This window comes from Neobacillus niacini, assembly GCF_023715785.1.
Lineage (GTDB): Bacteria > Bacillota > Bacilli > Bacillales > Cytobacillaceae > Neobacillus > Neobacillus niacini_E.
Genome location: NZ_JAMBOX010000001.1, coordinates 572,976 through 586,952, shown reverse-complemented (window position 1 = coordinate 586,952; position 13,977 = coordinate 572,976). Strand labels below are relative to the sequence as shown.

The following is a 13,977-nucleotide window of genomic DNA, read 5'->3' as shown; positions in this document are numbered from 1 at the left end:
TTTTGTTCTCGAGGCACTAGGTGAACAGCCCTTGGGTCTTCATTTTCGATGCAAATGGAAGGTTTTGAAATTGGCGGGATATGTAAAAACACTCAGGAAACTAGTCCTGAGTGTTTTTAACTCGCTCTTATTCAAATTTCCTCTTTTGTCTAGTCAAAAATATCATTAGGAGCCCAATACCAACAATAAGCAATCCTGCGGTTACTATATTGTATTGGGATGTAGCAGTGTCCGGTAAGGTTGTGGCACTATTATTTTCCTTATTTGTATTGGCTGTTTTGGACAATTTTTTCTGTACATCATTGCCGGCAGTCTGTTCACCAGGGGTTGAGTTCCCGTTTGGTACAGCTGGTTTCTGAATTCCAGACTGGTCAGGAGTGGTAGGTTCCTTAGCTGGTTCTCCGCCTGGCTGATCAGGAGCGGTAGGTTCCTCAACTGGTTCTCCACCTGGCTGATCAGGAGTGGTAGGTTCCTCAACTGGTTCTTCTCCGGGCTGATCAGGGATGGTTGGTTCCTCCAGTTGTTCACCGGGAGGCAATGAAGTTACAGTCAATAAAAAGCTGCTTTGATAAGTGTTTACGCCGTCGTTTAATGTTACCGTGATGGTGGAAGAACCTTCTTCTATAGGCCTCATAATAATCATTCTATTTGAACTAGTTCCTGCTAATCGAATAGCATTGTTTGCCAACACGGTTTGATTTGAGGAAACAGCACTTACGCTCAATCTATCTACATCGCCGGCATCAACATCAAAAACGTTAAACTCTTTTACTAATGTCGAATCTGCCTTCCCAGTCACCCCATATATGAACCCATCATCTGTCATCCAGGTTGTAGAGATCAAACGGGAAGGGATGGTTATTCCTCCGGTACTACTCGCAGTTTCACCCGTCCCTTCATTAAACTGATATTGAACGAGGAGATTTGGTTCTGTTTGTACCAATTCTTTATTCATGTGGTTTATGATTTCAGATTGAAGCTTGGCTTTATTCCAAAATCTCACTTGTTTCATACCGCCCTTAAAATAGCCATCCTGGTCCCAAGTACTCTTACTCAAGTAGTTAATTGGCCTTTGAATACCTCCGTTTTGTAGACCGGCATTACTCATATTTGAAAGGTCCATGTACCCCTGTCCTTTTAGCACACCATTCCAATAAATATTGGCTTGTTTTTGATTATGGTTGTAAACTACAGCGACATGTACCCAAGTATTAATAGGAAAGGCTTCTGCTGTTCTCGCCTGGTAAGTATTGAGGCGATAGCCTCGTTGCGGGAGTGCCTCCAACACCATTTTCCCGGTGCCGCCTTCAAATGCCAAATGGAGGTTAAAATTATCCATTCCGAAAGATGTATCAAAGATCCTTTCCCAGGCATTCATTCGATATGGGATTTTAACCCAACTTTCAAAGGTAAAGGACTGTGAGTAGATATCCATGCTAGGGTATGTTGCATAGGCACCGTTTTTACTGAAACTTAGATAATTGTTTCCTCCTGCCTCCGTTAAATATGGAGCATCATCCACAGGTGTTACTGTAAGTTGAGCAGTTCTGACTGTCTCCTCATAATTGTTTAAATCATTCGGATTTGTTGAACCTTCAATATAATGAACATAATTAATTGTTGTTAAGCCATTCCAATTTGGAGTTGCGGAAAACCGGATTAACGTATTAGCTGGCAAAACAAGGGGAGATCCAAGAGAAAGTCTGTCGGTAATGTTCAACCACTGAGTACCATTAAACCACTGCCACTGGCCATTTTGATCATCAACGCTCTTAATTGCCACGTAACTACTATTCGGCGCGATATCTGAGATGGGTTGTCCATTATAAGCACCCTGGTCTTCTACGATCGGATTAAATGTCACAATTTCAGCAGAGCTTTCTGCTTTTACGCTTTTGGGATTGAGGTGGAGCAGTCCCACCGCCAAAGCTATAATTAAGATAATTGATATAAAACGCTGTAAAGCAAGAGTATTAATCGAAATGTCTTTCATAGGGTTGCCTCCAAAGAATTCATAGTCTTGATGGTACCAAAATGCAAGTTGACATAAATATAATAGTTTCTACTATGTTGCTGCTAACCTCCTACACCACTAATCTTTTTACACACTAAATAGGTCTTAGAACCTATTTTTTAAGCAATATAGTAAAAATTATAATAATAAAGACCTAAATTTACCAGCGTCTTTTTTAGTATAAATAGAGGAGAATTTCAGGAGTTGGCAGTAATGAGATTACAGGATGCAAAAACATTACTGGATCATGAATGTTTTGAACGGTTAGAATATGAATGATACGTGCTATATTTTGAAGGGTGATAACGTGAATATCGCCGCATTATTTATTGATGGTAAGTACCAAGGTGAAGGATACGAAAGAAATTGTTAAATTTTATAAAAAGTAAAAGGGAAACTATACAATTATTAAAAGTGTACAAAAAAAATAACAAAGCCGTTGATTTTTATTTAAAAAATGGCTTTGTCATAAAAGAAGAATTATTAGATGATCTAACTGGCGAGGAAGAATTTTTAATGGAATGGGCAAATGGTTAAGTGACGCTTGGCAAGTTAGTAGGAGATTTCGACATTCTCCTGTTGCCTGTAATAGCGATAACGCCAGGTCGCTATATATTCATCATCCCCTTGCATAAAACTGACGATGGAGGTGACGAACTTGCTCCGCTAGTTCAGGAACAGGACCATCTATTGTGGTATCACGAATTACATCATGAATAGGAAGATTTCGAACCCGCGATGGAGTAACCCCCATTTCCTTCAACCATTGTACCAACTGTTCAGACGAACTTGCATAAACGATCCGGCCTAAACCAACCCAACCGTGGGCCGCAGCGCACATAGGGCAATGTTCGCCAGAGGTATATACTGTCGCCTTGCTTCTTTCTTCGGGTGTCATGTTACTAGCTGCCCATCGCGCCAAAGCAAATTCTGGGTGTTGAGTATGGTCCCCACCCGCAACGTGGTTATGGTCTTCTGCAAGCACCTCTCCGTTGGCTGAGACAAGAACGGAACCAAATGGCTCGTCACCTTTCTCCAGTGCAGTTTTTGCTAATTCAACACAACGTCGCAGGTGCTTCAAATCTAAATCACTAATCAAAATTGTATCCTCCTCATCCCTTTTTATTTTTTTCATCCATATCCCCTAAACATCACCCGTTTACCGAGAACCGATCTTATTAAATGTCAATCAGATCTATAGGTATTTGGTCAAGTATAAACAATTAGCTTTAAGAAAGCAGCAATAAATATGTACTTATTGGAGAAATATGATGACTAACGATAAAGATATGAATCCTAGTGTAGAATGTAGGTACTTCACTTTAAAAACTCCCATCTAACTTTGCCATTACGTTGCCAGTAAGGAACTGCCTTAACCGCTGGCAGCATTCAACAAATTTATCGCATGAATGGATGGATAAACATTGATTTATCAGCGTTTTGGGCGGTTCCACTTAAACGTTTGTCTGACCGGCAAGGATTTTCGTGATAGTGGAAGTCAGAAGCCATTCATGCCGGGGAGCTGTACTTGTTTACTCAAGCGTTTGGTTAGTTTGAGTAGCGGAAACAAAATGTTGAAAAGGATCAAAGATTATCACTGATTCACACCCTTATGACAGCAAGAGGGCCGTTCGTTGAAACAAGCGAACGGCTCCTTTTTTGCCGAATTGCTGTATTAGCTGTGCAGCTTAATTCTCAAGAGAGATTCAGGTCATGGCACATGACGCAGTAGCTTTCAGCATAATTCTCACAAGATGCAGGCAAGGAAAGATTTACGAAGGATCAAAGTAGTAAGGTGCAACAATAACTTACGGAGTAGTTTTGCAATTGCTTTTTAAAAAAATGGTCCACTTTTCCAACAAAATATAACAACCAATCTCCTAAACACTTCTTTTTATCCAGTCGATATATATAGTATGAGCAAAGTCTATAAGGTATTGGTAATAAAATGGAAATCCGATCAATATAAAAGATGGTAATAGATTACTTCGAGAACAGGAAAATCCTTTTACCATGTTTATATAGAAAGAAAGGAAAACAGAAATGGCCTACACTATAAAGAGCTTGAAAAATATGTTAAATATCACATTAAGCGGAATAACAGAAGATCCATCCATTCCAGTCGATAAAAAATGCAATATCATTATACATGCAACAGCGTTAGTTTGTGCTTTAGTTGCCATTCAGCCTATCCCATTTGCGGATTTATTTGTACTTACTCCTATCCAAGTGATTATGGTTATTTTTCTTAGTAGAGCAATGGGCAATCCACTTGGTGAAAATAAAGCGAAGGAAATGGTAATATATATTGTCGGAGTAGTAGGCTGGGGAGTTTTAGCCCAACAGGTGGTCCTGGGACTATATAAAACAATTTTACCATTTATGGGTGCCCTCACTTCAATGCCATTAGTGTATGCAGCAACATATGGACTAGGATACGCTTCCAAAACGATACTTGAAGCTCGAAGTAAGGATCAAAAAATATCTGAGACTGAACTTAAACGAATCAGTAAACTAGCTGCTGAAAAGGCTAAAAAAGAGCAAAAAAATATCAATAAAGACAGTATTTTAAAAGAATTAGAATCCTGGAAGGAAAAGGGCCTTAAGTATCAGCAGTATAAAGAGCAGGTCAACAAAGAAGGGAATAAGGTAAAGGAATTAGAAAGAAAAAATCAAATTTTTGAAAAGCAGCTTAACGAACTAGAAGAAAAATTAAAATTAAGTGTTTCGACAGAGGAGTGGACCCGTGTTCTAGAAGAGGAAGACCTTAAAACTACTAAATTACAGAACGAATTGAAAGAACACCGAAATTTAAAAGAAGAGCTTTCTAAAACTAAAGAAAAGTTAAATGAAACAACAAATAAACGGTATAAAACTATTCAGGATCGTTTTCAACGACTCTATCCCAATATTAAACTAAATGACAAAATTTATAAGGAATTAGCCATTCTGTCAAATGAAAGGCTGCATAGTCTTGAATACCAAATAGGATTACTCCAACACACACCAAACAAAGTGAATTATCGAGATAAAATTCAAGGTATTAGCAAGAAAACCATACATGAAATTGGATTTGACAAAGATGGAAGAATGTATGTTTCTCACGAAGGAAATATCATTACAATCTATCGAGTCGGTGATAAGGGAAGCCAACAGCTGGATATTGATTGGTTAAAAAAGGCGATTTAGAGTAGTAAATTAATCAGCAAAATTTTTATAAGAATGAGTGGAAAAATATTGATACCTCAATGTTTTAGGCATTTCTACTTAAACGTTTGTCTGACTGGATTTTATGGGTGTGGAAGTAAGAGGGCAGTAATGACGGGCAGTTGAACCTTATTAATTAAATGTCCAATTAGGTTGAGCATAGGAAACAGATTGTTGAAAAGGGAAGGCCTTCCTTTATAAAAAGAATCGCAAATAAAAGACGGTTTTGCGCAAATAAACGGGTGAAAATCGCAAATAAAAAACGTATTTTCGCAAATAAAAAATTAAGGGGGTGATCCTCCCCCCAAGTCTTATAGAATAAAAAACGTGATAATTGATAGAAAGATAGAGGTGATAAGCATGGCCATTAGCGGTCTAAGGGCTTTTGTACGGAGATCATGAAGGCTTACGTTTAGGCCAAGTCCGACCATGGCTGATGTAAGGATAAAGGTGGTTGCGGTAGAAATACCGTCTAAAACCTCTCCTGATACAGGGACCCATGTACCTACAGCATAGCTTCCGAACAAGCTCATTAGAATGAATCCAACCAAAAACCAAGGAAAATCAACTTTGGTTTCTCCTGCTGCATCTGCACTTTTTCGTTTCATCCAATACATTAGAATAAAGCATAATGGAACAAGAAGCAGCACGCGTCCTAGCTTGGCCAGCAATGCCATTGCCAGCCCATCCGTACCTGCAGGCGCACCCGCTAAAGCTACATGGGCAATTTCATGAAGGCTGCTGCCACTCCAAATCCCATAATCAACAGGAGACAACGGAAGGAGTGGACGGATAATCGTATAGATAATCGAAAAAATCGTGCCAACTAGGGCGATTATTCCGACTCCCATCGCTGTATCTTCCTCTTTGGCTTTGATGATGGGGGCTACTGCTGCAATCGCTGCTGCCCCGCATACCCCCGTTCCAACTCCCAGAAGCAGCGATAAATTTGAATCCGCCTTCAATCGTTTTCCTAGCCAGACCGTGGCGAAAATCGCAAAAACGATCACGCCAGCATCACGGACCACGAGCCCCAATCCTTGGCTCAAAATCACATCAACATTTAATTTTAGTCCATATAAGACAATCGCAAACCGTAAGAAATACCTCGCTGAAAATTGGATTCCTGCTCGTATTTTTTCAGGATATCCAAAAAATTGCCGGTACATGATGGCTAGGATAATCGCACAGGCCATGGGTCCGACTCGGTTAAAACCAGGTATTGCCGAAAGGATAAATCCTGCAGCCGCAATGATTATGGTAAACACGATGCCGCCAATCCATAATCCGGCTTTGGATTTCGGCTCTGGCATTTTTTGCGGTTGGCCAGCTATTTCGTGTGGAGCTAATGCTCTCGCTGATTGACTACTCATTTCAATCACCCCGCAACTTATTTTGTACCTTCATACTACTCTCGTTTTATAGATAAGGAAAATAATAATATATAATAGATATAATAAGTAAAATTATATACATAAGGCGGGGGTTCGTATGGATCACTATTTAGAGGTGTTTGTCAAAGTAGTGGAAAAGGGGAATTTTTCAAAGGCTGCAGAAGAACTTCACATGACTCAGCCAGCCGTCAGCCAATACATCAAAGTCCTGGAGGAATCTATTGGTGCCAGGCTTTTGGAAAGAAATAATAAATTTGTCCGACTCAATAAAGCTGGGGAGATTGTATTTCATCATGCAAAAGAGATTCTCGCTCTCTATTCCAAGATGCAATATTTAATTGATGACCTCACCAACAAAGCGAGCGGCCCGATTGCGATAGGGGCGAGCTACACGTTTGGGGAATATATCCTGCCGCACATTATTGCGGGGCTGCAGGAAAAATACCCGCTCATTACACCGACGATTCAGATTTACAATACAAAAGAAATCATCGATCTTGTCCAAACCCATCAATTAGACATCGGCATCGTAGAAGGGCACATTAACGAAAAAATACCGAATGTAGAGATCGTAGCTGAAGACAAAATGGTCATTGTCGCTTCACCGCTTCACCCTTTGTTAAAAGAGAAAGGCAAAAGAGACATATCAGAGTTGGGGGAGGAAATATGGATATTACGAGAAAAGGGCTCAGGAACAAGGGAAGCCGCTGAACATCTATTTCAAAAGTTAGGCTTTACACCCAAGAAAATCATGGAATTCGGAAGCACACAGGTCATTAAGGAATCGGTTGAAGCCGGTCTGGGAATCAGTCTGCTTTCCCAATGGGCCATTAAAAAAGAGCTCATGTATGGCTTTCTAGAATTTGTCGACGTTGAAGGTTTGCCGTTCAAACGTAACTTTTCCATCTTAATGTCTTCCCCGTTTCAAACGAAAGCCTTACAACAATTTATTGAGACATTGCGGCACTACCTAGGTTGAGGGCGGGGGTCAGGCCCCTGTGCTTAAAATCTTGCGCTTCCCAATAGAAATGAAAGAATGCTCCTTTACTATAGGCACTGTTATAAGTGAATGTTGGTTTGACTGTGTTTGAGAAATAAACGGATAAATTCCATTTAAATTGGGAAATACCCTTATTTCCTTAAAAATAAAGGAAGTTTTTCCGCTTATATGATGCAAATCCTTGGATTTTGTATAATTTACAGCCAATAAAGGGAATTTCTCCGCTTATATCGGCTTATTAAGATGCCTCTTTATACATTAGCGGGAAATTTTCCGCCTATGAATTCTCATACCTACACGAAAATCAACAATGAATAATAACAGAGCCTTACTATTAAGGAAAGAATCTATTGACCAAACTTTCTGAGGGTGATTTAATATAGTTAAATTGGTTGGGTCACTGAGCCATAAAAGGGGAGTGAAGTTTTTTTATGAAGGTCTTGATCACCGAATTAATTTGGAATGAAGGAATTGAGGAACTGCTTCGCCACGGGTTTGAAGTGAATTATGATGAGAGCCTTTGGAATAATCGCGTGAAACTGCTCCAGCTGATTAAAGATTATGATGCGATTATTGTCAGGAATCAAACAAAGGTAGACCATGAATTATTAACTGCCGGAACCCACTTGAAGGTAGTCGGCCGTTTGGGTGTCGGGATGGATAACATTGATATCGCAGCGGCAAAAAAAAGAGGGATTCAAGTGGTTTATGGGCGGAATGCAAATGCCACATCTGTAGCGGAATATGTGATGACGGCCATGTTAAGTGCGAACCGGCCGCTGCATCTGGCGGATGCTGATATAAGGGCAGGAGATTGGAACCGTAAAAAGTTTACCGGCGGGGAGATTTCCAACAAAACACTTGGATTAGTTGGATTAGGTGAAATCTCCCATCGTGTAGCAAAGCGGGCACTTGCATTTGGTATGAAGGTTATTGGCTATGATCCCTTTATCACCGAGTATGACCACATTGTTTCAGAAACAGGGATCCATCTAAGGGAGTCTTTAGAGGATGTATTAACCGAGTCCGATTTTATTTCCCTGCATGTTCCGTTGACACCTCAGACACATCATTTAATCTCGGAAATCGAATTGAAGAAGATGAAGCCGACGGCGTATATTATCAATACCTCTAGAGGGGGCATTATTAATGAAACTGCACTGGCGGCAGCTTTGAACAGCCATATCATCGCCGGGGCTACTTTGGATGTCCTTGAAGTAGAACCGATTTCACCATCTAATCAACTCTTATCCTGCGAGAATGCTACCATCACACCTCATATCGCAGGACTCACCGATGAATCTCAAATCAGAACCTCGTTATTAGTTGCAAAGGAAGTAGTGAAAATCGCCAAAGGAGAGCGCTCCTTATGTGTTGTCTGAACAAAATATTTTGAAAATTAAAATATTATGATTGACTATCAAGCGTGGAGATGGTTTAATAAGGATATAGAAATTGGTTGGGTCACTCAACCACAAAGGAGGCTTTCAAATGAGTATCAATAGTCAAGCTAGTACTCTCACGGAAAATCAGCAAGAGACAGCCGGAAATGTTAGCACTCATAAGTTTTTAATTCATCATCGCGGCGATCATGTAGGCGTTGCTACAAGCCCTATTCAAAAAGGAGAAAAAGTAATCGGGATTTATATGGATGATAATTCCGATATAGCGGTAGTGGCGAAAGGGGATATTCCTTTAGGTCACAAGATCTCTTTAGTTAATTTGGAAGCAGGAGAACCAGTTTTAAAATATGGTGTTCAAATTGGTTTAACAACAGAGAAGTGGGAAATTGGCGATTACGTTCATACTCACAATATTAAAACGGCGAGGTGGTAGAAAATGAGTCAACAGCTTTTTGGATATCGCAGGGAAAATGGTAAGGTTGGAATTCGGAATCACGTAATTATTTTACCGGTAGATGATATTTCGAATGCAGCTTGTGAAGCTGTTGCAAGGCAAGTTCAAGGTACTTTAGCGCTTCCGCATGCATACGGCAGGCTGCAGTATGGACCAGACTTGGATTTACATTTCAGGACGATGATTGGTACAGGATCTAATCCAAACGTAGCGGCTGTTATTGTCATCGGAATTGAACAAAATTGGGCGAAGAAAATTGCCGATGGTATTGCTGAAACTGGTAAACCAGTATCCTATTTCTCTATCGAAGGAAATGGTGATTTTGAAACGATCCGTGCAGCTTCCTGGAAGGCGAAGGAATATGTTCAATGGGCGACTGAACTTCAAAAGGTGCCAATTGAATTAAAAGATTTAACGGTAAGCATTAAATGTGGTGAATCCGACACGACGACTGGCATGGGCTCTTGCCCAACAGTCTCTCAGGCTGTTGACCGCCTAGTTGAGGCTGGTGCGACCGTATTCTTTGGGGAAACCTCTGAATTAACAGGCGGTGAACACTTAATCAGCGAGCGGATGGCGACGCCTGAGCTACGCGAGAAATTCATGGCCATCTATGATGATTATGTGGGTGAAATTGAGTCTAAAGGTGTCGATTTATTAGGGTCGCAGCCAACGCAGGGAAATATCGCAGGCGGTTTATCGACCATTGAAGAAAAAGCTTTGGGGAACATCGCCAAAACCGGAACGAAGGAAGTAATTGGTGTCCTAGATCCTGCGGAAAAACCAGAAAATGGACCGGGACTCTATTTCATGGATACTTCTTCTGCCGCTGCAGAATGTATCACCTTAATGGCAGCAGGGGGAGCTGTCCTTCACCTATTCCCTACTGGCCAAGGGAATATTATTGGCAACCCAATCGAGCCGGTTGTAAAAATTACGGCTAACCCTATCACGGCTGCCACCATGAGTGAGCATATCGATGTCGATGTGCAAGGTTTGCTATCACGCAGTATCTCGCTGCATGAAGCAGGCGATCAATTAATGGAAATGATTTGCCGTACCGTCAATGGCCGTCTTACTAGTGCCGAGGCATTGGGCCATCGTGAATTTGTTATGACAAAGCTATATCGCAGTGCGTAACTCTCTTCTCCCTACACATAGCTATGCGTAGGGAGTTCCCTTTTTGAGATGATTTTTATAGTCTATGTTAACGGCATTGCCTTTTTGGCAGCTGTTGATTGAATCGGAAATCAATAGACAAGGTTAGTAGAAATTAACGTTGAGGAGTTTACGAATGGGAACCTACGGAGAAAGTAATCTAAGGATTTTTTGTGAAGACCTGCTGGTAAGCGTGGGAATGAACCGAGAGCATGCCATTGTCGTGGTTGATTCATTAGTGAAGGCAAACCTTGAAGGTGTTGACAGCCATGGCATCAGCCGGCTTCCCATCTACGTCAAACGGTTCAACGATCAGCGGATTAATGTGAATCCTGCTATCAAACTGACCGAGACTACCCCCTCCGTTTTACTTGTTGATGGAGATAATGGTCTTGGCCATGTGGTGAGTTACCAGGCCATCTTAAAAGGAACAGAAATGGCTAAACAAAGCGGAATGACTGCGATTGCGATTAAAAATAGCAATCATTTTGGTACAGCCGCTTATTTTTGCCAGCTTGCCTGTGAGCAAAACCTTGCCTGTATCGGATTCACCAATTCCCCCCCAGGAATCGCTCCGTGGGGAGGCAAACATGCTTTTTTTGGTACAAACCCGATAGCGTTTGGTTTTCCGACTGGGAATGAACAGCCGGTAATCATTGATTTATCGACCAGCATTGTCGCCAGGGGAAAAATTATTTTAGCCGCCAAGCAGGGAAATCCTATTCCTGATGGCTGGGCTATTGACGAAGCTGGGTTTCCAACCAATGATGCAAAAGCAGCCTTAAGGGGTTCTGTCCTGCCATTAGGTGGAGCGAAGGGGGCGGCTCTGGCTTTAGCTGTGGAAATATTGACGGGGATTCTTACCGGAGCCGCTTTTGGTCCTTATGTGAAAAATATTTATGATGAAGCGGAGTCGGGCGGCGCCAATGTCGGTCATTTCTTCTTATTGCTGGATATCGAAAAGTTTATGCATCTATCCACGTTTTTTGAGTCGCTGGAACATTTGTTAACAGAGATGAAGGAGGTTCCGAAAGCACCAGGAACGACTGAAATCAGATATCCAGGAGAAAGAAGAAAAAGAGACAGGGAGCAGCGCCGGTCAGCAGGAATTGACTTATCGTCTAGTATCGAAGAGGAACTCATTAGGCTGGGGGAAGAGTATAATGTTCCGTTTCCGCTGCCGCTTTCTTTAGAAAAGATCTAATATCAAATTATAAGAAGGCTGTTCTCACTCTCGTGAAGAACAGCCATCTTGGTTATGATTCAGTTAAAGCATTTGCATTTTCGGTAATGGAACGCTCTACGCTTTCTAGATGGTTCTTCATACATTGCTGCGCTAACTCTGAATTTTTTTGTTTGATTGCTTGTAAAATTTGCGTATGTTCTTGAACAGATTGTAAGGCCCGGCCGGGGATTTGAATGGATTTATTTCGTGACTCAGACAATAAGTCAATTAAATAATTCATAATCCCGTTTAAGACCACATTATTTGAGTTTTTTGCGATGGTGATATGAAATTTATGGTCCAGCTCTCCCAGCTTTTTATAATCGATCTTTTCTTTGACCATTTCATTTGCTTCATTCACAATTTGTTCTAACTCGGTAAATTGGTCTTCGTTTGAGTTTTCTATTGCCCACTTTACTGTCCATTCTTCGAGAATTTTGCGGACAGAGAAAAAGTCCTTTATGTGTTCAGTGGAGACAAAAAGTGCTTCTGTCACCTTTTGAATTTGATGTTCGGGTGATGCAACAAAAACGCCGGTACCGTGCTTCACTTGTAAGTATCCATAGGCTTCGAGAATTTTGTAGGCCTCTCTCACCGTATTCCTGCTTACGGAAAGTTCGATCCCCATCTCTCTTTCTCCTGGGATTCTTTCCCCAACTTGGTAAACTCCGGCCTGGATTTTTTTCTTAATACTGTCTGCTACCTGTTCAGAAATCCCTTTTCTGCTAATTTCCACTTAATTACTTCCCCTCTCGAAAAATTGAAGCGCACCTTATATTTTTATAAATATAGTACATTTATACTAGTTCTCAACCTTATTTAAACATTGTGTAAATTGAATGTAAATGGGCTTTATCACTATTATAAGATTTATTGGTTCAGTGACCCAACCATATTACTTTTATTAAACCATTTTAACTGTTATCAAGCAATTAATATTTTTTTTATAGAAAAAATATTTGATTTTTGTGAAAATTGAAATATAATTAAACTAGTGGTTGGGTGACTGAACCATAATAGGGGGGGAGGAGTACATACTATTAACAGTTAATTTTTAAGAAAGATGAAAAGGCTTACAAAATGATAGGGAGGTTAGATAATGAAACGAACTTCTGTCTTCACTCTTATCGTGTTCACTTGTTTATTCATGATTACCGGCTGTTCCAGCACCTCCAGTAAGGCAACAAGTAAAGGATCTGATGCAGAGTATGTTTTAAGGCTCGGACATTTGCAGACTGAAACTCATCCTTATCATAAGGGAGCGTTAAAATTTAAAGAGTTTGTGGAGAAGGAATCAAAAGGGAGGATTAGAATTGATATTTTCCCTAGCAGTCAGTTAGGCAACGGGAGGGACCAGATTGAGGGAGCCCAAATTGGCTCGATTCATTTTCACATTGGTTCTGTTGCTCCTGTGACTAATTTTGCTCCGAAATTTAATGTATTGAATTTACCCTATTTATTTGAAAGCCGTGAGCATGCATTTAGGGTTCTCGATGGAGAAATAGGTGAGGAGCTCGGTGCCGATTTGGCCAATCGGGGGCTAATGAATTTAGGTTTTATGGAAAACGGCTGGAGACATATGACCAATAATGTAAGGCCGATTAAAACAGCTAAAGATGCAGCAAGCATGAAAATTAGGGTCCAGGAATCTCCACCTTATATTTCGTTTGTTAAATCACTGAAATCAACTCCTGTCCCTGTACCGTTTGGGGAACTTTATACAGCGCTCGAGCAGCATGTGGTGGATGGCCAGGAAAACCCGCTTGCGCAGATTTACTTGAATAAATTTAATGAAGTTCAAAAGTATTTGACGTTAACCGCCCACAATTATGACGCAGCTGTTTTTATTATGAGTAAAACAACCTACGACACACTGCCAAAGGATTTGCAAAAGGTGATCACAAAAGCTTCCAAAGAAGCGATTCAATATGAAAGAAAGGCAGCCTTAGAGGATGAAAAAACGCTGCTTGAAGACCTGCGAAATACTGATATGCAAATAGAGGAAACCCCCGACTTAGATTCCTTTAGAGAAGCGGTGAAACCTGTATACAAAGAGTTTGAAGGCTCCATTGGAAAAGACCTGCTGGAAAAAATAGAAAGCTTAAAATAGGCATGTGGAGGT

Annotated in this window: 12 protein-coding genes; 8 read left to right on the top strand and 4 right to left on the bottom strand. The window is 40.7% G+C overall.

What is annotated here, in order from left to right:
* Window positions 1–127: 127 nt before the first annotated feature.
* Window positions 128–1,993: a LamG domain-containing protein gene (locus M3234_RS02780; RefSeq protein WP_262303215.1), complete on the bottom strand. Its 1,866-nt coding sequence runs from the start codon at window positions 1,991–1,993 to the stop codon at window positions 128–130.
* A 387-nt stretch (window positions 1,994–2,380) separates the two neighbouring features.
* Between M3234_RS02780 and M3234_RS02775 the strand changes: the two genes are divergently transcribed.
* Window positions 2,381–2,551: a GNAT family protein gene (locus tag M3234_RS02775; RefSeq protein WP_262303214.1), complete on the top strand. Its 171-nt coding sequence runs from the start codon at window positions 2,381–2,383 to the stop codon at window positions 2,549–2,551.
* A gap of 82 nt (window positions 2,552–2,633) precedes the next feature.
* Here M3234_RS02775 and M3234_RS02770 read toward each other — a convergent pair whose 3' ends face one another.
* Entirely contained in the window at window positions 2,634–3,113 is a 480-nt protein-coding gene (locus M3234_RS02770; protein WP_262303563.1) for a nucleoside deaminase, read from the bottom strand.
* Window positions 3,114–4,057: 944 nt separating this feature from the next.
* Here M3234_RS02770 and M3234_RS02765 point away from each other — a divergent pair.
* Window positions 4,058–5,203 (top strand): YcjF family protein, encoded by a 1,146-nt coding sequence (locus M3234_RS02765; protein ID WP_262303213.1) that lies wholly within the window; start codon window positions 4,058–4,060, stop codon window positions 5,201–5,203.
* 329 nt (window positions 5,204–5,532) lie between these two features.
* On the opposite strand, the gene M3234_RS02760 is transcribed toward M3234_RS02765, so the two are convergent.
* On the bottom strand, window positions 5,533–6,594 hold the full coding sequence (locus M3234_RS02760; protein ID WP_396953916.1) for a YeiH family protein: 1,062 nt from the start codon (window positions 6,592–6,594) through the stop codon (window positions 5,533–5,535).
* A 118-nt stretch (window positions 6,595–6,712) separates the two neighbouring features.
* Between M3234_RS02760 and M3234_RS02755 the strand changes: the two genes are divergently transcribed.
* From M3234_RS02755 to M3234_RS02735, 5 genes are all read left to right on the top strand, one after another.
* Window positions 6,713–7,594 (top strand): LysR family transcriptional regulator, encoded by an 882-nt coding sequence (locus tag M3234_RS02755; protein ID WP_262303212.1) that lies wholly within the window; start codon window positions 6,713–6,715, stop codon window positions 7,592–7,594.
* A gap of 452 nt (window positions 7,595–8,046) precedes the next feature.
* Complete coding sequence (locus M3234_RS02750) at window positions 8,047–8,997, top strand: hydroxyacid dehydrogenase (RefSeq protein WP_262303211.1); 951 nt, start codon at window positions 8,047–8,049, stop codon at window positions 8,995–8,997.
* Window positions 8,998–9,106: 109 nt separating this feature from the next.
* Window positions 9,107–9,451: a UxaA family hydrolase gene (locus M3234_RS02745; RefSeq protein WP_262303210.1), complete on the top strand. Its 345-nt coding sequence runs from the start codon at window positions 9,107–9,109 to the stop codon at window positions 9,449–9,451.
* A 3-nt stretch (window positions 9,452–9,454) separates the two neighbouring features.
* Window positions 9,455–10,612 (top strand): UxaA family hydrolase, encoded by a 1,158-nt coding sequence (locus M3234_RS02740; RefSeq protein WP_262303209.1) that lies wholly within the window; start codon window positions 9,455–9,457, stop codon window positions 10,610–10,612.
* 154 nt (window positions 10,613–10,766) lie between these two features.
* Window positions 10,767–11,834, top strand: a complete 1,068-nt coding sequence (locus tag M3234_RS02735) for an Ldh family oxidoreductase (RefSeq protein ID WP_262303208.1) — start codon at window positions 10,767–10,769, stop codon at window positions 11,832–11,834.
* Between the two features lie 52 nt (window positions 11,835–11,886).
* Here the strand turns inward: M3234_RS02735 and M3234_RS02730 are convergent, their stop codons facing one another.
* Window positions 11,887–12,591: a FadR/GntR family transcriptional regulator gene (locus M3234_RS02730; RefSeq protein WP_262303207.1), complete on the bottom strand. Its 705-nt coding sequence runs from the start codon at window positions 12,589–12,591 to the stop codon at window positions 11,887–11,889.
* 363 nt (window positions 12,592–12,954) lie between these two features.
* Here M3234_RS02730 and M3234_RS02725 point away from each other — a divergent pair, with 363 nt between their 5' ends.
* Window positions 12,955–13,965 (top strand): TRAP transporter substrate-binding protein, encoded by a 1,011-nt coding sequence (locus tag M3234_RS02725; protein WP_262303206.1) that lies wholly within the window; start codon window positions 12,955–12,957, stop codon window positions 13,963–13,965.
* Window positions 13,966–13,977: the final 12 nt, after the last annotated feature.